An 18,833-nucleotide genomic window follows, 5' to 3' on the forward strand; every position below is an offset into this window, starting at 1 on the left:
CAAAAATTATTTTTTAGTTATTCTACGTGTGAAATACGTGTGAAAAATGAAGGCTCCGCAAAACTGAATTTGCGAAGCCTTGATTTTACTAGTGGTCCCACTTGGGCTCGAACCAAGGACCACCTGATTATGAGTCAGGTGCTCTAACCAACTGAGCTATGGGACCTGAAATAGGTTTGCAATATTAGCATTATTTTTAATTTTCCACAAGGGATATTAGTAGAATAAATCAGGTGATCAAATTACCGTTTTCATCCCATTGAGCCTGTATCATTCGCTTGCTTTGATCAATGCATTTTTCGAGCCATTCCGGTTCATATTCAACTCCATGCTGGTCCAGGACATCCTGGGGAACTCCATCCCAAACATTGGGTCTGTTCCCCTTATACCCAATATCCTTTATACCCATTTCAGAAGTAAAATATCCGGTAAGTGTCAAATTACGCACCAAAGCAAAGAACTTTCTTCCCTGGGCGAGATGTGTCGACTCATCTTCTTCAACTTCAAAAGCGATATCTTCTAAAATCGATTTTTGGTCATTTTCTTTTAATGAATTGAAATCTTTATCGAACCTCGAATTTGCCTCGTGATCCAGCCACATCAAGCCACCTCTCAGTGGGGTTTGAAAAGGAGGATAATCCTTGACCATGAACTCAATAAAATCAACCGAACCCGCATCGGTAGCACTACCATATTCTTCATTAGCCGGCAATATCAAAGCGCATAGAACGCCGAGTGTATCTAATTCATGCTCATTGAAGAACTGTTTTTCAAGCAACTGCTCGTCATGCTTTTTTTCTGCTTCCGTTCTGCCATAAGCCGGAAGATTTTTGCTCGCTTCAACTAGCTTTTCAGTTTCAGTATCGTTATTACAACCCTGAAGGGGTACAGTAACTGCAGCAGATCCTAGTACGATGTATTTTAAACTCTCTCTTCTTTTCATAGCCTAGAGGTTTTGCTTTTTCAACTGTTCTATAATATAATCTGAAGTTCTCCAGCTTAGTGCCAGTATGGTCCAGGTTGGGTTCTTATCGGCCTGGGATACGAATGGGCCAGCATCTGTAATGAACACATTATCTACTTCATGCATTTGCTGGAACTCATTAACCACCGATTCCTTTTTATTGGTACCCATTCGCGTGGTACCAACTTCGTGGATAATTCTTCCGGGATTAAGCAAGCCATAATCGGTTTCCTCCCCGGGTTTATCTCCAATTACCTCTCCACCCATATTTTGAATTATTTCCTCGAAGGTGTCCTGCATATGCCTGGCCTGTTTCCGCTCGTAATCGCTCCATTTATAATGAAACCGCAGGACGGGAATTCCGAATTCATCCACGGTATTCGGGTCGATCTCGCAATAATTATCTTTCATGGCTATTGACTCTCCCCTGCCAGACATACCCATAACCGAACCATAGTATTTTTTAGCATCTGCTCTTAAACTATTTCCGTAGCCACCCACGGTAGTTCCAAAGAACCTGTTCAGAGCGTTTACATCAAATCCGAATCCGTAACTGGGCATTCCTATTCCTCCCCATACTTCAATATGATAGCCCCTTGGAAAATCGAGATTTTTGTTATCAAGCCACCATGGGGTATACACATGCATACCACCTACGCCATCTTCATTGTATAGTTTCCGGTTCATAAGGTCCGGAACAAAAGCTGCCCTGCTGGCTCCGGTTGAATCGTGAAGGTACTTTCCAACGATATCACTCCCGTTTCCAAGTCCGTTAGGGTGTTGTTCACTTTTTGAATTTAACAGGATTCTGGCGCTACTACAGGCTGAAGCTGCTAAAACCACGATCTTTCCTTTTAACTGGTATTCTTTCCGGTCTTCTTTATTGATGTACGAAACCCCTGTAGCTTTTCCCCTGTCGTCTACCAGGACTTCACGAACCATGGAGTTGGTATAGATCCTAACCTGTCCGCCACTTTTCTGAGCGGGAAATATCAAACAGGTACCTGCAGAAAAATCGGCGTAAGCCGAACAGGCCCGGTTGCATTGCCCGCAATAGAAGCAAATTCCCCTGTCGTTACTGATCTTTTTAGTGACCATAGACATCCTGGAAGGAATCACAGGCACCCCTGACTTCCGGGCTCCTTTAATATAGAATAACTCATGAAGTCTTGGTTTTGGAGGCGGAAGAAAAAAACCATCGGGCTCATTAGGCAGGTTTTCCTTAGACCCAAAAAGCCCGATCAATTTATCTACTTTATCATAATAGGGTTTTACATCTTCATATCCTATAGGCCAGTCTTCTCCGAGCCCATCAACACTTTTATGCTTAAAATCCCTTTCACTGAAACGAAGTGAAATTCTCCCCCAGTGATTGGTTCTACCACCCAACATTCTCGACCTGAACCAATCGAATTTTGTTCCGTCTTTATGAGTATAAGGTTCCCCGTCTATTTCCCAGCCCCCGTAGGCAGCGTCAAAATCACCAAAAGGTCTTTGAGTTCCCGCACCTCTTCGAGGTGACTGATAAGACCATTTCATCTGGGTCATTTGTTCGGGGTCTGCAGGATCGAAGAAAGGTCCTGCTTCTACAACGGCAACATTTAGCCCGGCATCGGCCAGTACTTTTGTGGCCATCCCTCCACCGGCCCCCGATCCCACAATGATGACGTCGTAGACCGTGGAAGATTCCTTTATTTGCATAGGTAAAACTTTAGAAGAATTCTGATTTGGTAAGCAATTAATTTTTACCCCTACAAATTATAAAAAGAAATGTTAAAAAATAAGATTTCTTACGATTTCTTATCGGCGCATAGCTCCACCAATACCCCGTTGGCATCCTTCGGATGCATAAAGGCAACTATCTTGTTGTCTGCTCCCGGTTTCGGGGTTTCGTTCAGAAGCCGGAAACCTTCTCCCTTAAGGCGTTCAATTTCGGCTTCGATATCATCTACATAAAAAGCCATATGGTGAATCCCCTCGCCCCGCTTTTCGATGAATTTTCCGATTGGGCTATCCGGCCTTGTGGCAGCTAATAACTCGATCTTGCTTTCTCCAATCTTAAAAAAGGAAGTACTCACCCCCTCGCTTTCCACGGTTTCGGTTTTGTAATGTTCCGATCCAAGAACAGCCTTATATATTTTGTTCGCGGCTTCCAGGTCTTTTACCGCAATTCCTATATGTTCAATTTTCTTCATTTTCTTAGGTATTTGCTGAACAAATATCATTAATTAATCTTATATCGTTCAATTTCATCAGGATGAAGATATTTCACACTTAAAAATTTTACTTTTGTAGCATGGAAGAAACAAACAGACAGAAAAAGATAGGAGGATTATTGCAGAAGGATCTGGCCGATATCTTACAGAATTCATTAAGAGAAAGCGGCAGGACAGGAATCTTGATTTCTGTTTCCAAGGTAAGGGTCACGACCGATCTTTCTATCGCCAAGGCCTATATCAGTATTTTTCCGGCGAAACACCAGGAAGAAGTGCTTAAAGAGATCAAGGAGAATACTTCCCAGATCAAGCATGAGGTTGCCCAACGCACCAAGCATCAGCTTCGAAAAATGCCTGATCTTAATTTTTATATCGATGATTCTCTGGAGTATATTGATGGTATAGAACAATCCATAAAAGGAAAAGAGAACCCAATCAGTAATCCGGATCTTCTGGACAAGAGGAAAAAATCATAATTTGAAGTTTCCCCTCTATATTGCCAAACGATACTTGTTCACCAAGAGCAAGAGCAATGCGATCAATATTATCACCATTATCGCGGCAATAGGGGTTTTTGCAGGAGCTTTCTCCTTATTTATCGTTTTAAGCGGATTTTCAGGTTTGCGGGATTTCAGCCTGTCCTTTTCCAACGAATTTGATCCTGATCTCAAGATTTTTCCGAAACAGGGAAAAACCATTCAGATTTCAGATTCCCAGCTCAATGAACTCGAAAAGCTAGAAGACATTGAAAATTTCAGCAAGGTCATCGAGGAACGGGTGATACTCAGTTTTAGATCCAAACAACAGCCGGCTTTTATTAAAGGTGTGGATGAGAGATACCGCCAGGTAAACCAGATAGACAGTGCCATCGTATTCGGCACCTGGTTAACCAGCAGCGAACCTCAGGTGGTGATGGGTAACGGCCTTTCCAGGCTGTTGAATGTTGGAGTCTTTAATTATCAGAACCTTTTAAAGGTCATGGTTCCAAAACCAGGCAGGGGACAAATAAGCATGACCAATATTCAGGATGCTTTCACTCAACGCCAGGTCGTGGTTACAGGAATATATAGTGTAAATGAAGAACTGGACGACAGGTATATTTTCAGCAATATTGGCCTTGCCCGGGATTTGTTGAATCTTGAGGAAAATGAATATTCTGCGATCGAGTTCAGGTTAAATCCTGGAGCCTCGTCCCAGGATGTGAGCGATAAAATTAATAGCATCTTCAACAACAATATAGAAGTTAAAACCAGGGCAGAATTGAACGATGCGCTCAATAAAATGCTGAATTCGGAGAACCTGTTCGTCTATCTTATTTTCACCCTCGTGCTTACCATCGCGCTATTTAACGTGGTAGGTTCCATCATCGTGATGATCCTGGATAAACGGGAAAACATAAAAACGCTTTACAGCCTTGGAGCAACGCCCAACCAGATCAAAAATATCTTCTTTATGCAGGGAATGTTGATGACCTGCCTGGGAGGATTGATAGGCCTGGTAGTAGCTATGCTATTAATAGTTTTACAGATGAATTTCGACCTCGTCATGATCACGCCTAATCTTCCCTATCCGGTTCAAATGAAGCTTGAGAACGTTCTGGTAGTGATCGTTACTATATTTATCCTTGGTTTGATCGCCTCTTATATCGCAGCGGGCCGAAGCAAAAAAGCGCTAAAGGCCGATTAAATATTTAGATCTAGTACTATTTAATATGTACTGCTTCCACTGCGCTCAGCATGACATTTTAAGCAAATTCGTAATCGGCGAATTCTCTTTCTACCTCATCAAAGGCGTCAAAAACATCTTTTGAATCATCACTGGTCACCATTTTCATTCGGTATTCCTTGAAGTGTGGAATTCCTTTGAAATAATTGGTATAGTGGCGACGGGTTTCAAAAACGCCCAGTTTCTCACCTTTCCAGTCGATCGCCATTTGAAGATGTCTCCTGGCAGCATCCAGTCTTTCCTTCATGCTTGGTGGCGGAAGATGCTCCCCGGTCTCGAAATAATGCTTTACCTCGCGGAAGAACCACGGGTAACCGATACTTGCACGGCCTATCATCGCGCCGTCCAGGCCGTATTGATCACGCATTTCCATGGCGCGTTCCGGAGTATCAACATCACCATTCCCGAAAACAGGAATATGCATACGCGGGTTGTTCTTTACCTCAGCGATCGGCCTCCAGTCGGCTTCTCCTTTATACATTTGAGCTCTGGTTCTTCCGTGGATCGAAATAGCCTGGCAGCCCACATCCTGAAGCCTTTCAGCTACCTCAATGATCTTGATGGAATCGTGATCCCAACCCAATCTTGTTTTTACCGTAACCGGAAGTTTGGTGTGCTTAACCATGGCTTCGGTAAGCGAAACCATCAGGTCTATATCTTTTAGGATTCCGGCACCGGCTCCTTTGGAAACCACTTTTTTAACCGGGCATCCAAAGTTGATATCGATAATATCGGGTCCCGATTTTTCCACAATTTCAACCGACTGAAGCATGGATTCCAGGTTCGCGCCAAAGATCTGTATCCCAACCGGGCGTTCCTTTTCGTAAATATCCAGTTTCATGGTACTTTTCGCGGCATCGCGAATAAGCCCTTCAGAAGAAATGAATTCGGTGAAAACCACATCGGCTCCCTGTTCCTTGCAAAGCGCACGAAACGGCGGGTCGCTCACATCTTCCATCGGTGCCAAAAGCAGCGGGAAGTCTCCTACATCTATATTTCCAATTTTTGCCAAAGCCTCTGTTTTTGAGATGGCAAAATTAGTAAATATTTCGGTTGTCTAAAAATATGAATTTCAGCCTCTTAGTCCAGAGGTCCTTTCTCTTTTAAACGCTCGCTTTCTTCGGCATCAATGGCCCTGTTATTATCGCTTAGGCGGAAATTTCCGAATTTATAGATAAGTCCAAACCGTATCATCCTGGATTCCGGCCGTGCGAAATAACCGTTATTCTGATTGAGGTACTGGGATTTAAGCGGAATATTCATCGAGTTGAAAATATCCTGTGCATCGATAGTGGCGACAAGCCTCGAATCCATGAAAGTTTTCCTTAGACCAATGTCGATCCCGTACTGCATCTCATCGAATTCATAGGAACCTGCAAGCCAGTCCGGACTAAAGGTCCCGATAACCTCTGCCGAAAAAGTACCGTCTTCAGACAATACCAGGTAATTATAAGCCTGCACATAGGTGCTGAAAATGTCTTTTTGAACAAGCTGTCCGCCACTCTCCAAAGCCGGGAACTCGTTTTCCATATAAAAGATCGAGGAGTAAAAAGACAAATACCACCAGTCTTTCAGGTAACTGAAATAACTGATATCAAGGCTGAACTGCTGGTTATAATTCAGGTTAAGGCTCTCTGTCCTGAGGGTCCTGTTCTGGTTGTCCTGGAAGGGTAAGTTTTGAATATAATCATCTGCCCGATCCCAGTAAAGATCGAAAGACCATTTATTATCAAAGGTATAATTGAAATTGATCTTGTTGGTAATCGCAGGCATCAGGTTAGGATTTCCATCCTGGAAATTATTTTCGTTCAGGAAATAGCGATACGTATTCAGGTTTTGAAAGGCCGGTCTTTGTATCCTCCTGCTGTAATCGATCCCGAATGCATGTTTTTCACTCCCGGTGTACATCAGGTAAAATGTCGGGAAAAGCTGAAAATATTCCTGGTTATTCACAAGGCCGAAGGAATTCGAAATTCCCTGAACATCGGTATACTCACCTCTTAAACCGGCTTTCATACTAATGTTATCCCAGTCATGCGAAAGGCTTGCATAAGCGGCGTAAATATTTTCATCGTAGTCCAGCTCGTCAGATAAGGCTCCCATGAATGGCTGCACCCCGGAATTGTTTCCGAAAAAGTCCTGCCCGGTCTGGGTTTGCAAACCTGAATATTTTGCCCCGGTCTCAAAGGATGAACCACCCAGCATGGTACTGATGTCGAATTGAGCCGTGAAAATATCGCTTTCCTGTTGAGCAAAAGTTGAAAAGGCATTCTGATTCAGCAAATTTCCCTGCGGACCAAAATACTCGGTCTCCAGGTCCTGAAGCTGTTCATCATCATATTTGATATAATTCGCAACTGCCTCAAAACTGGTATTTTCTCCAAAACTGGTGGAATAGGCAGCGCTAAAAAGCAGGTTTTTGGTTTCATTCTCCAGTCGGCTATCTGTAGTGAATAATGAATCCAGGCTACCTGAAGGCTGGTATATTTCGGTTAGTCCGCTTATATCCGAATCGGTTTTTGGAGTGAACAGTAAATTAGCGCTTAGGTTCAGCGTGCTTTTTTCACTTAAAATAAAATCAAGGATCGTGCTCACGCTATGTGAATAGCTTTCGGTATCTCTTCGAAAATCGGTAAGCCATTCAGAATCTGTCCCACCGCCAGGCTCGAAGAATTCAGTATAACTTTCGTCCTTTTTTAAGGCATCCCTCTGGTTATAGTTATAACTTCCGAAGACATTCAGCCAGTCATTTTTATAATACTGACTGGTTCCAAGGTTATATTTTGGAACCCTGGCAATGGTGTTTGAAGCATTAAAACTTCCTTTATAGCCAATAGAGATATTCTTTGAAGTGACGATATTCAGGATCGCTCCACCTTCGGCGTCATACCTGGCAGGAGGATTGGTGATCACTTCAACCGATTTGATATTGCCTGCAGAAAAGCCTTCCAGCAACTGTTGTAATTCCTGGGCGCTTAAATAAACTTTCCGTTCATTGATGTAAACCGTCGCTGCCCTGTTTCGAACCAGTAACTGTCCCTGGCTCACGATCACCCCAGGTGTTTTCTTCAAAATATCAAAAGTATTCCCAGATGACAAAACAGAATTCTCCACATCAAAAACAAGGCGATCCACGCTTCGGGTCACTTTAGGTTTCCTGACGTTTACGGTTACTTCATCGAGTGAATCTGAAGATGCATTCAGGGTAATAGGCTCCAAACGGGTATTCCCATTCACCTCGATTCTCAACACTTTTTCAGCATAACCAATAAAACTGGCCTTTAATACATAGGCTTTGTTTTCAACACTATCAAAACTGAAACTCCCATCTTCCTCGGTCACGGTTCCCCGGTAAACCGTTGTGGAATCCTGGGCATTAAAAAGGATGATATTGGCGTATGAAACTGGCTCGTTATTGCTATCCCGAACACTTCCCGTAAGCTGACTTTGCGAAAAAGAAAGGATAGGAAAAAGCAATAAGATCAGGGGGATGAACTTGGTATTTATCATGAATGGTTAGTTCGATTTTTTGGGCAAAAGCAGAACAAATATATACTTTCTGGCGATTTTTACAATATTTTAAGGATATATCGCCCTGAAAGCAAATAGCTTATCAAAATCGAAAAGAACTACCCAATTTTCAAAATTCTAATCCATCATAGAATCGTAGATCGCCTGCTGTATCTGGGTTCGGGTATTCAGCTGGTACAAACGGGTATTTTCTCGGGTTGGCAACACGCGGTTGGAAAGGAAAATATAAAGCAGGTCGTATTCAGGATCTACCCACACCATGGTCCCGGTGAAACCGGTATGACCAAAGCTGCTTTCACTGGCAGATTTAGCGGTATTATTGTTCTCACCGGTATATTCCAGGTTGGGTTTATCAAATCCAAGTGCCCTGCGGTTTTCATTTTCGGGAAATTGGGTTTTTGAGAACTCTTTTAAAGTAGCTTCTGAAATATATCGCTTACCGGCATATTCACCCATGTTCAGGTACATTTGCATCAACTTTGCGATATCGGTGGCATTGGCAAAAAGCCCCGCATTGGCCGAAACTCCGCCCATCATGATGGCGCCTTCGTCATGCACATTGCCGTGTATGGTTTCTCTTCTGAAATTAAAGTCACTCTCGGTAGGCACGATCTGGCTTTCAGGAAATTCCTCCATGGGATTATAGGTAAGGGTCGTGGCACCAAGCGGCGAATAAAAATTCTCGTTTAGATATGTCCTGTAATCTTCATTGGTGATTTCTTCTACAATGCTGGGCAATAAATAAAAAACAAGCCCGGAATATTTATATTCAGCCTTTTCCTCCAGCGGAGATTTCTTGATCTCCCTGAAGATCTTTTTCTGGTAATTTCTATGTAACCACAGCTCGTCGCTCACCTTTATAGGATACCTTGCTGAAGAATCCTTTTTAAAGGTGTTCCACTTAAAACTACCATTCTTTCTCAGGGTGTTTTTCCAGTAAGGGATCCATGGTTTGAGCCTCGCCTGGTGTGCCAGGATCTGGCGGAATGGGATTCCCGCTTTATTCGAATTCCTGAAATATGGCAGGTAATCATCTATCCCGGCATCAAGACTGAATTTGCCCTCATCGTACAATTTCATCAAAGCCGGCAAGGCCGAAGAAATCTTGGTTACCGAGGCCAGGTCGTAAAGGTCGTTTTTTTTTACCCTGATGGTATCGCTATACCTGTGAAACCCGTAAGCTTTATGCATCACCACCTTTCCGTTCCTGGCGATCAGGATCTGGCCTCCGGGAATGGCTTTGGCATCGATCGCCTGCTGCATTAGGGAATCTACCTTAGGAAATAAATAACTGGATTTCATGCCCGCTTCTTCCGGTAAAGTATATTTAAACCTGCCAAGGCTTTTAGAATTCAATCCGTCACCTAATTTGAATTTTTCACCAACACTAACCGGAAGTTTGCCACTGGCACCAATCGCCCCAAAAATAAGCTGCGCCGCCATTTCCTGGGTAACCTCTGAGTCCTGGTAAGCTTCAATAAGAACCTGGGCGTTTTCGATATTATCTAAACTGGCAATAACATAGGGGTTCTTGAAGAGACTCAGAATGGTATTTTCACGACCGCTTAATTCTGAAATGAATTCCTGGACCTCTTTGGAAAAGCCTACGGCGTTTCGCGGATATTTGCTAATGTCGTGCAAGCCTGCGATCACCAGGTTATAATCTTTTAATCTTTCCTTTAACGAATCTATTTCCTTGGAAGTAGCCTCAACAGGAAGCTGAAAATGGGCAACCCTGGCATATAATTCAAGTCCTTCCTGGAACCTGGTCATTTGCTCCGCTCCAATCGAAATGGAAGCGATCTTCAGGCTATCCGGTCTTTGCAAAGGAATCAGGGAAGCCTCATTCTTAAGCAGGGTTAATGAGGCCTCCACCAGCCTGCGGTGTAGAAGTTTTGCCTCAGCTGTGTTCAGATCTGCGACCATGTTTTGGGTGCTGGTTGGGGTATATTCATCCAATCCAACCCATTGCTTTACCGCAAGGATCTTTCGAACCCTGTTATCTATTTCCTCCTGCGTGATCAATCCTTTATCGATAGCATTTCTAATCTCAGAAATCGCCTTAGGAACATCTTCAGTGAACTCGAGAAGATCATTTCCTGCAAGCATTGCTTCCTTATCAACCACTCCCGGTTCGTTGCCTTTGGTCACGCCTTTCATGTTCATTGCATCAGTGATCACCAGGCCGCGAAATTCCAGGCTGTCTTTTAAAATGTCAGAAATTATTTTCCTTGAAAGCGTGGAAGGTACTCCGGAACCGTCCAGGGCTGGTATGTCCAGGTGAGCCACCATCACTCCGCCAATTCCGGCATCAATCAATTTTTTAAACGGGTAGATCTCAATGGAATCCAGTCGTGTCCTTGGATGATTGATCTGCGGAAGATCGTAATGTGAATCGGTAGCCGTATCGCCGTGGCCCGGGAAATGTTTTGCAGAAGTCAGTATATTATTGTCCTGCATACCTTTCATATAGGCTATTCCCTTTTTGGTTACATTTAATTTGTCTTCCCCAAAAGACCTGTAGTTAATCACGGGGTTTTCGGGATTATTGTTTACATCTACCACCGGCGCAAAGTTTACATGTAATCCCACTCTCTTTATCTGACTGGCGACCTCCTGGCCCATTTCGTATAACAATGAATCATTCTGAATAGCTCCCAATCCCATCTGGAATGGATAGCTTATGGTATTGTCCAGTCTCATCCCGAGGCCCCATTCAGCATCTATGGCGCCCAGAAGAGGAACATCAGCGACAAGTTGATAGTCATTCATCAGTTCGGCCTGGGTGACCGGGTCTCCCTGGAAGAAAATCAAACCACCCACCTTTTGCTCTTCTACAAGTTTTAAAATTTCCTGTTTGTGTGCCTCATCGCGATTCGAATAGGCTGCAACCATTATAAGCTGGGCGATTCGTTCATCGGGACCAAGGGAATTCATAATAGAATCCACCCATTTGCTGTTGGTGTATTTTAAAAATTCGGGCTGTTTCGAATTCTGGGCAATAATACCCGGGCTAATAAGCAAAAAACACAATACGATAGGGGCAATTATTCGATTCATTTCTATGTACTTAAACTTTGATATAAATTTTTCTTTTATCCATCCAGAAACCAATAAGCCACATTAGCAGCATAAAGGATAACGCAAAAAGCAGGGAGGCATTATTCGGTGCTAACCAGCTGGAATAAAACCGGTCGTAAATTACGGATTTAAGGCTGGAATCTCCTATTTTAATCAGGATCAATAATTTCACGATCACCCCCGAAAGGATGAAGATAAAAAGGGGATTTCTTCCAAAGGCCTGAAAGAAATAGGTCCATCTTTTCAGCCCGAGCAGTTCGATGATCAAAACCAGCAACGCAAGAATTATAAGGTCCCAACCGGTGCTGAATATCACAAAACTGCTGGTCCAGATCGCTTTATTGATAGGAAACCAGGTATCCCATAGAAGCCCTGCTCCAAGAAATACCAGGCCGGCAAGCAATAAATTAGTAAAGGTCTTCTTCGAATTACCGTATTTCTGAATGAACTTTCCGCATAGAAAACCCGCAAGTACATTTACGGTGGCAGGAAGGGTACTTAGCAAACCTTCAGGATCGAAGGTCTTTCCAAAGCCAGACCAGAGGTTTTCAGGAGAAAAGAGAAAAAGGTCAAATTTAAGAGCCGCGTTATTCTCCAGCGAATAAGGATTTGGGTGATCTCCAAAAAAGTATAGGATCGCCCAATAGCCGAATAATATCATGATCGAAACTCCAGAAATTGCCTTCCAATTGAGAAATTTCACAATTAAACTAGCTAAAAAATAACAGAGGGCGATACGCTGAAGAACGCCCATTATTCTAATTTGACTAAGATCTTTGAAGACAAGTTCTTCATTTTCGCGGGTAAGAAAAGGAAAGGCATTTAAAAGAAGACCAATCAGAAAGATCAGGATAGTTCTGCTTAAAACCTTTTTCCAGAAACCGGCATCTTCAGCCTTAAATTTCCGGAAACTGAAACTCATTGCGTTCCCAACCACAAAAAGGAAGGTTGGAAACACAAGGTCTGTAGCGGTAAATCCATGCCAGGCTGCATGTTTAAAGGGCGCGTAGATGCTTGACCAGCTACCCGGAGTGTTCACCAGGACCATCAAAGCGATCGTCATTCCGCGAAGTACATCCAGGGCCAGATAGCGTTTTAAAGGCTCGGCGCTTTTCTCCAGCATATCTTACTAAGATTAATTGTTTATAAAAGTAAATATATTTTTTAAATAAGTAATCTTTACTAATTTTTTTAATTAAGTCCTTTTTTATAACGGTTTTTTTATTAATTTTAAATCATAATTAGCTGTTTTCTTTTAATATGCCTATTTTAATAGTTTTTAATAATTTCACAGCCATTCTGACTATCTAAAAACTATATGACAAAAAATTTAAAAGGATTCCTGGTTTCGAAAAAAGAGATTGCAGGAATGAGCAATGTTGAACGCAAAAAGTACCTGCAGAAATTAAAGATCATCAAACATCTGTTTCTGAACGGGGAAACCTCTAACTCTGATATTTGCAGCCGTTTTAATGTAAGTTTACCCACCCTGATGACCCTCATCAATCAGCTAAAAGAGGCTGGAATCGTGGTAAAGACGGGACAGGGAAAATCGGAAGGAGGGCGCAAGCCAGACCTGTTTGGTTTAAGGGAGCATCTGTTCTTTGTACTTTCCATTCACATAGAAAGAGCCAGCATTAAACTGGCCATTATCGATAACAATCAAAGTATAATTGCTGAAAGGACCGTAGAAAAGGAATTATCGCCTTCCGCGGCAATTGTTGAAGACCTTCATAACCTGTCTAAAGATCTGCTGGCCGATTCAAAAATAAGCGGTGACCAGTTAATGGGCGTGGGTGTTAGCATGCCCGGCCTGGTTTCTACTGAAGAAGGTAAGAACTTCACGTATTATTTAAGCGAACAGGATCCTATTCCTCTTCAGAAAAAACTGGAAGCCACCTTTAATAAACCCGTTGCGATCCTTAATGATGCTAAAAGTTCCTGTCTTGCTGAATTCCGTTATGGTCTTGCAAGGAATAAACAGGATGTACTGGTGATCTCCATGGACTGGGGTATTGGCCTTGGCATTATCATGGGAGGAAAAATGCATTCGGGAACTTCTGGCTTCGCTGGAGAATTTGGCCATATTCCAATGACCGAGGATGGAAAATTATGCCACTGCGGAAAAAGAGGTTGTTTGGAAACCGAAGCATCAGGCCTTGCACTGGTTCAAAAAGCACAGGAAGGTCTTGATAAAGGGCAAACCTCTATACTTAACGACCTTTTGAAAACAAAATATGAAAAACTGGAGCCACAGGTGATCATCGAAGCAGCCAACAAGGGAGACCAGTTTGCGATAAGCGTGATCTCGGATATTGGAATTCAGCTTGGGAAAGGGATCTCTGTACTCGTACAGATCTTTAATCCCGAATTGATCATCCTGGAAGGAAAAATCTCTGAAGCCAGGCAGTTCATCACCACACCTATCCAGCAGTCAATGAATACCTACTGCATGATGCAGTTAAAGGAAAGAACCAAGATAGAACTATCCACCCTTGGACCTAACTCGAGTCTTTACGGAGGAATTATAGCGGTAATGGAAAATATTTTCCAGGAGCAGACCAACCTAATAAAAACACATATCAACTAAAATTTACCAGACTTTGCGATGGCCAGACTTAACTTTTTAGAAGAAACCAGATTCGAAAAACTACCGGTAACGGTCTATGAGAATGAATCTATTGCGTGCAGAAAGGTAGCATTGCGAATTTCTGATATCATCAAAAGCAAGCAACGCCGTCTCGAAAATGCAGTTCTTGGTCTTGCCACCGGAGCAACCCCCGTTGGCGTTTATGAAGAATTGATAAGGCTTCACAAGGAAGAAGGACTTAGTTTCAAAAATGTGATCACCTTCAACCTGGATGAATACTATCCCATGCAGCCAGACTCTAAACAGAGTTACGTCAAGTTCATGGATGAAAATCTTTTTAATCACATCGATATTAAAAGGGATAATATTCATATTCCTGATGGAACTTTGGACAAGGAGGATATCACCAATTACTGCCTGGCTTACGAGCAGAAGATATCGGCAGTTGGCGGCCTTGACCTGCAGATCCTGGGAATTGGTAGAACCGGTCATATTGGTTTTAACGAACCGGGCTCTGCTCCTAATTCGGGAACCAGGCTGGTCACTCTTGACGATCTAACGCGTAGAGATGCTTCCCGTGATTTTGGTGGAAAGGAAAATGTTCCCACCAAGGCCATTACCATGGGAATCGGGACCATCTTCAAGGCCAGGGAGATCATCCTGATGGCCTGGAACAAGAAAAAAGCGCCGATCATTAAAAAGGCAGTGGAAGGTGAAATTTCAGCAAATGTTCCAGCTACTTTTCTTCAGCTTGCTGAAAATGTCGAATTTATCTTGGATAAGGAGGCGGCATCAGAACTCACGCGTTTTGATACGCCCTGGCTGGTAAAGGATTGTGCCTGGGACGAACCGCTCATCAAGAAAGCGGTCATCTGGCTCTCTGGAAAATTGAATAAGGCAGTTCTGAAATTAACCGAAGAAGATTATAATGCCAATGGAATGGCCCAGCTTATTACCGACCAGGGAACGGCCTACGACATCAATATAAAAGTCTTCAATAAATTGCAGCATAGCATCACTGGTTGGCCGGGTGGAAAACCAAATGCCGATGACAGTCAGCGGCCTGAAAGAGCTAAACCTGCTCAAAAACGATCGCTGATTTTTAGTCCGCATCCAGATGACGACGTCATCTCCATGGGAGGAACTTTTATCCGTCTCGTAGACCAGGGACATGATGTACATGTGGCTTACCAGACTTCAGGAAATACAGCCGTATGGGATACCGATGTATTGCGATATGTTGAATTTACCATCGACTTCAATAAAAGTATAGGGGAAGATACCAGCAAGCTGGAAAAGACCTACCAGAAAATGTGGAAGTTCTTCGAAAAGAAGAAACCAAATGATATTGACCTGAAAGAGATCCAGGACGTAAAAGGTTTTATCAGGAAGACCGAAGCCATTGCCGGAGCGCGTTATGCAGGACTGCAGGACGAAAATATTCATTTTATGGCACTGCCTTTCTACGAAACCGGGAAAAAGGTAAAGAAACCGGTGACCAAAAAAGATGTGGAACTTACCAAGGAACTGCTTCAGGAAATAAAACCTCACCAGGTTTTCACGGCAGGCGATTTTGCCGATCCTCATGGTACACATATCGTTTGTTTTAATATCGTTCTTGAAGCTTTGAACCAGCTTCGAAAAACCGAGGAATGGACCAAAGACTGCTGGCTGTGGATGTACCGCGGAGCCTGGCAGGAATTCAATATTCACGAGATCGAAATGGCCGTACCGCTTTCACCACAGGAAGTGGAAAAGAAAAAGCACGCCATTTTCCAGCATCAGTCACAAAAAGACAGGCCTGTGTTCCCGGGAGACGACGAGCGCGAATTCTGGGTTCGCGCCGAGGAGCGAAATCGCGAAACTGCCGAAGCCTACCATAAACTGGGCCTTGCCGATTACGAGGCTATGGAAGCCTTTGTTAGATGGAAATTCGATTAACATGAAAAATGTATTCACACTGTTACTTGCCGCAATGTTTTTTGCTGCCTGTAGCTCCAACCCCTATTCCAAAACCAACCGGCTGCATAAAAAGCAGGTAAAACAATATGCAAAAGAGTTAAAAGAATTCCCTGTTGAAGATAACGGGTTTCAGAATCCACTCAATTACGGCCCTTACGAGGTTGGTACGACCAATTTCAACTTAAGAAAGCCTAATTTCGTGGTGATCGGATTCGGTGCGACAAACCCTAACTACTTTTACCATTCCCAGGACGCAGGTGAGCTCTCATTATGTGATTGGTGATGATGGCGAGATCTATCATATGCTGAATGACTATTTCAGGGCATGGCACGGAGGTATAGGAAAATGGGGAAATACCAACGATCTTAACTCTGCATCCATTGGCATCGAATTGGATAATGACGGAAAAGAAGAATTTTCGATCGCACAGATCAATTCGCTCATTAAGCTCCTGAAAGAACTAAAGGAAAAATATAAGATCCCGCAGGCTAATTTCATCGGGCATTCAGATATCGCTCCTACCCGGAAGGTCGACCCTCATGCAGGTTTTCCGTGGAAAATACTGGCCGAAGAAGGTTTTGGCCACTGGTATGATGAAGAAAGGGTTCGGGAACTTCAATTAGAAAAAGATAGCCTACCGACTGTTGCCAGTGATTCAACTGATCTTCAGAATCAAGCACTAGAAGCCAATTCAGAAAACAGAAAAAACCTGGTTCCTAAAAATTTTGATCCGGTCATGGCTCTACGAATCATCGGTTATGATGTTTCCGATCCCGTAGCTGCTAAAAAAGCTTTTAAACTGCACTTTATTAAGGAAGAAGAAACCAGTTCCGAATTAACCGATTTCGACCTAAAGGTCCTGTATAACCTGTACCAGAAATACCTTTAAATGATAAAACGCTTTCAATATATCCTGTTTCTTGGTTTGTTTTTATTTCAGCTGAATCTTCAGGCCCAGGATTTCAATTTTGCGCATGTTTCAGATACGCATATTGGATCCAGCACTTCTGAAGAGGACCTGAAAATGGTGGTTAGAGACATCAATTCCCTGGACAGCCTTGATTTTGTGATCGTCACCGGTGACATTACCGAAATGGGAACCGATGAGGAAATTTCAAAAGCGCATCAGGTACTCGAAGGACTTGATATTCCTTACTACGTGGTACCGGGAAATCATGACACGGGCTGGTCAGAATCCGGTGGTGTTAGTTTTATCAATGAATTTGGTTACGATAAGTTCAGTTTTGAGCATGAAGGTATCAAGTTCATCGGTTGCGCGTCCGGGCCTTATGTGAGAATGTCTGATGGGCATATTCCAAGGGACGCCATCGTTTGGCTGGATAAGATTCTGAAAGACACGCCGAAGGATCAGCCTATCATTTTTGTAAATCATTATCCGCTGGACAACAGCCTGGACAACTGGTTCGAGATCACCGAAAGACTGAAGGATTACAATATACAACTGGCGCTTTGCGGCCACGGCCATCGAAACAAGTTGATGGATTTTGAGGGAATTCCAGGCATTATGGGACGTTCCAGTTTAAGAGCCGAGGAAGAGACAGGCGCGTATAATATCATCGAAATCGATCAAAATAAAGCCAAAATACACGCCAAGCGTCCTGATAAGGATATTACGCACATCTGGACCAGGGTGGAACTTTACAACAGGGATTTCGATACAGATGTTACCTACGAACGGCCCACCTATAAAATGAAGGACTCTTTTCCGCAGGTTAAAAAAACATGGGAATATCATTCAAATGCCAATGTGATTTCCACTCCTACTCTGAATAATGGTAAGGTCATTTTCGGAAATAGCGTGGGAAAGGTAGAAGCCCTGGATGAAAACAGTGGAAAAAAAGTATGGAGTTTTGATACGGAAGGCGGGATCTTTTCATCACCTGCGAACTATCAAAATTCGGTCGTTTTTGGTTCGGGAGACGGAAATATTTACAGCCTGAATACCGAAAATGGTGAATTGAACTGGAATTTCAGGACCGAAGCTTCGGTTCTGGGTTCACCTATCGTGAAAGACGGCATCGTTTATATAGGTGGAAGCGACGGAAACTTCAGAGCAATAAATGCCGAAAGCGGAGAACAGCTCTGGAATTTTTCGGGCCTTGAAGGTCCTGTAGTAAGCAAGCCATTAATTTATAAAGAAAAGGTCATTTTCGGAGCCTGGGATAAAAATCTGTACGCACTTGATTTGAAGACTGGCGAGTTGGATTGGAAATGGAATAACGGTTCAGCAAACCGAATGTTCTCCCCTGCTATGGTAATTCCTGTTGCAGTTAAGAATTCGGTTTATATAGTGGCGCCAGACCGCTATATCACTTCAATCGATTTTAACACAGGAGAAACCCAATGGCGTTCCAACGAGGTAACCGTACGGGAATCTCTGGGCGTTTCTGAAGATGGAAAAACTTTGTTTGCCAAAACGATGAACGATACGCTGGTGGCCTTCGATCCCGCAGCTGATAAATCCTCCTTAGCCTGGAAAATGGATATGGATTATGGTTATGACCATGTCCCTTCCATGCCGATAGAAAGAAACGGCAGACTTTATTTCGGCGGAAGAAACGGGGTAGTATTTTCAGTAGATCCAGATAAACAGGAGTTAGTCTGGAAATTCAAAATCGATAACTCCATGGTCAATACCGTGAATATTATAAAAGACGGAAGATTGCTGGCAGCAACCATGGATGGAAAGATCGTGATGCTGGATGGCAGGTAAATATGGATTTGTTTAGTTTACTTTTATAT

At 43.1% G+C, this 18,833-nt stretch carries 14 protein-coding genes and 1 tRNA gene; 7 read left to right on the plus strand and 8 right to left on the minus strand.

The genetic code is table 11. From position 1 onward, the window contains the following. Positions 1 to 92: 92 nt before the first annotated feature. The 4 genes from MKO06_RS05005 to mce form a co-directional block, all read right to left on the minus strand. A tRNA-Ile gene (locus MKO06_RS05005) sits at positions 93 to 166 on the minus strand. Between the two features lie 63 nt (positions 167 to 229). After that, positions 230 to 943: a gluconate 2-dehydrogenase subunit 3 family protein gene (locus tag MKO06_RS05010; RefSeq protein ID WP_241549560.1), complete on the minus strand. Its 714-nt coding sequence runs from the start codon at positions 941 to 943 to the stop codon at positions 230 to 232. A 3-nt stretch (positions 944 to 946) separates the two neighbouring features. Then, on the minus strand, positions 947 to 2,665 hold the full coding sequence (locus MKO06_RS05015) for a GMC family oxidoreductase (RefSeq protein WP_241549561.1): 1,719 nt from the start codon (positions 2,663 to 2,665) through the stop codon (positions 947 to 949). Positions 2,666 to 2,754: 89 nt separating this feature from the next. Beyond that, the gene (gene mce / locus MKO06_RS05020; protein WP_241549562.1) at positions 2,755 to 3,159 is read right to left on the minus strand and encodes a methylmalonyl-CoA epimerase; all 405 of its coding nucleotides are present in this window, start codon (positions 3,157 to 3,159) and stop codon (positions 2,755 to 2,757) included. A 101-nt stretch (positions 3,160 to 3,260) separates the two neighbouring features. Between mce and rbfA the strand changes: the two genes are divergently transcribed. Together rbfA and MKO06_RS05030 are read left to right on the plus strand one after the other, a co-directional pair. Then, positions 3,261 to 3,656 (plus strand): 30S ribosome-binding factor RbfA, encoded by a 396-nt coding sequence (gene rbfA, locus MKO06_RS05025; protein WP_241549563.1) that lies wholly within the window; start codon positions 3,261 to 3,263, stop codon positions 3,654 to 3,656. A 1-nt stretch (position 3,657) separates the two neighbouring features. Further along, complete coding sequence (locus MKO06_RS05030; RefSeq protein ID WP_241549564.1) at positions 3,658 to 4,866, plus strand: ABC transporter permease; 1,209 nt, start codon at positions 3,658 to 3,660, stop codon at positions 4,864 to 4,866. A gap of 58 nt (positions 4,867 to 4,924) precedes the next feature. Here MKO06_RS05030 and dusB read toward each other — a convergent pair whose 3' ends face one another. The 4 genes from dusB to MKO06_RS05050 form a co-directional block, all read right to left on the minus strand. After that, positions 4,925 to 5,917, minus strand: coding sequence for a tRNA dihydrouridine synthase DusB (gene dusB / locus MKO06_RS05035; protein WP_241549565.1), 993 nt, complete (start codon positions 5,915 to 5,917; stop codon positions 4,925 to 4,927). Positions 5,918 to 5,985: 68 nt separating this feature from the next. Next, positions 5,986 to 8,415 (minus strand): outer membrane beta-barrel protein, encoded by a 2,430-nt coding sequence (locus MKO06_RS05040; protein WP_241549566.1) that lies wholly within the window; start codon positions 8,413 to 8,415, stop codon positions 5,986 to 5,988. Positions 8,416 to 8,553: 138 nt separating this feature from the next. Then, positions 8,554 to 11,496: a serine hydrolase domain-containing protein gene (locus MKO06_RS05045; protein ID WP_241549567.1), complete on the minus strand. Its 2,943-nt coding sequence runs from the start codon at positions 11,494 to 11,496 to the stop codon at positions 8,554 to 8,556. 10 nt (positions 11,497 to 11,506) lie between these two features. Then, positions 11,507 to 12,640, minus strand: a complete 1,134-nt coding sequence (locus MKO06_RS05050; protein WP_241549568.1) for an acyltransferase family protein — start codon at positions 12,638 to 12,640, stop codon at positions 11,507 to 11,509. Between the two features lie 195 nt (positions 12,641 to 12,835). On the opposite strand from MKO06_RS05050, the gene MKO06_RS05055 reads away from it, so the two are divergent. Genes MKO06_RS05055 through MKO06_RS05070 form a run of 5 tightly spaced genes read left to right on the plus strand, consistent with a single transcriptional unit; the run spans position 12,836 to position 18,804 of the window. After that, positions 12,836 to 14,107, plus strand: coding sequence for an ROK family transcriptional regulator (locus MKO06_RS05055; protein ID WP_241549569.1), 1,272 nt, complete (start codon positions 12,836 to 12,838; stop codon positions 14,105 to 14,107). A gap of 18 nt (positions 14,108 to 14,125) precedes the next feature. Then, on the plus strand, positions 14,126 to 16,048 hold the full coding sequence (gene nagB, locus MKO06_RS05060) for a glucosamine-6-phosphate deaminase (protein WP_241549570.1): 1,923 nt from the start codon (positions 14,126 to 14,128) through the stop codon (positions 16,046 to 16,048). A 1-nt stretch (position 16,049) separates the two neighbouring features. Continuing rightward, positions 16,050 to 16,352 carry a ParB N-terminal domain-containing protein gene (locus MKO06_RS17135; RefSeq protein WP_341849946.1) on the plus strand — a complete coding sequence of 101 codons (303 nt, stop codon included), beginning with the start codon at positions 16,050 to 16,052 and terminating at the stop codon, positions 16,350 to 16,352. Further along, complete coding sequence (locus MKO06_RS05065) at positions 16,327 to 16,959, plus strand: N-acetylmuramoyl-L-alanine amidase (protein ID WP_341849947.1); 633 nt, start codon at positions 16,327 to 16,329, stop codon at positions 16,957 to 16,959. The genes MKO06_RS17135 and MKO06_RS05065 overlap by 26 nt, the downstream gene beginning before the upstream one ends. Next, positions 16,960 to 18,804: an outer membrane protein assembly factor BamB family protein gene (locus MKO06_RS05070; RefSeq protein WP_241549571.1), complete on the plus strand. Its 1,845-nt coding sequence runs from the start codon at positions 16,960 to 16,962 to the stop codon at positions 18,802 to 18,804. The last annotated feature ends 29 nt before the right edge of the window (positions 18,805 to 18,833 follow it).

The sequence above is a fragment of the Christiangramia oceanisediminis genome, from assembly GCF_022570735.2.
In the GTDB taxonomy this organism is placed as follows: Bacteria; Bacteroidota; Bacteroidia; order Flavobacteriales; family Flavobacteriaceae; genus Christiangramia; species Christiangramia oceanisediminis.

What these genes read in the sequence shown, in the direction of transcription:
- MKO06_RS05010 (WP_241549560.1), bottom strand. Translation starts at nt 943, where the DNA reads ATGAAAAGAAGAGAGAGTTTAAAATACATCGTACTAGGATCTGCTGCA.
- MKO06_RS05015 (WP_241549561.1), bottom strand. Translation starts at nt 2,665, where the DNA reads ATGCAAATAAAGGAATCTTCCACGGTCTACGACGTCATCATTGTGGGA.
- mce (WP_241549562.1), bottom strand. Translation starts at nt 3,159, where the DNA reads ATGAAGAAAATTGAACATATAGGAATTGCGGTAAAAGACCTGGAAGCC.
- rbfA (WP_241549563.1), top strand. Translation starts at nt 3,261, where the DNA reads ATGGAAGAAACAAACAGACAGAAAAAGATAGGAGGATTATTGCAGAAG.
- MKO06_RS05040 (WP_241549566.1), bottom strand. Translation starts at nt 8,415, where the DNA reads ATGATAAATACCAAGTTCATCCCCCTGATCTTATTGCTTTTTCCTATC.
- MKO06_RS05045 (WP_241549567.1), bottom strand. Translation starts at nt 11,496, where the DNA reads ATGAATCGAATAATTGCCCCTATCGTATTGTGTTTTTTGCTTATTAGC.
- MKO06_RS05050 (WP_241549568.1), bottom strand. Translation starts at nt 12,640, where the DNA reads ATGCTGGAGAAAAGCGCCGAGCCTTTAAAACGCTATCTGGCCCTGGAT.
- MKO06_RS05055 (WP_241549569.1), top strand. Translation starts at nt 12,836, where the DNA reads ATGACAAAAAATTTAAAAGGATTCCTGGTTTCGAAAAAAGAGATTGCA.
- nagB (WP_241549570.1), top strand. Translation starts at nt 14,126, where the DNA reads ATGGCCAGACTTAACTTTTTAGAAGAAACCAGATTCGAAAAACTACCG.
- MKO06_RS17135 (WP_341849946.1), top strand. Translation starts at nt 16,050, where the DNA reads ATGAAAAATGTATTCACACTGTTACTTGCCGCAATGTTTTTTGCTGCC.
- MKO06_RS05070 (WP_241549571.1), top strand. Translation starts at nt 16,960, where the DNA reads ATGATAAAACGCTTTCAATATATCCTGTTTCTTGGTTTGTTTTTATTT.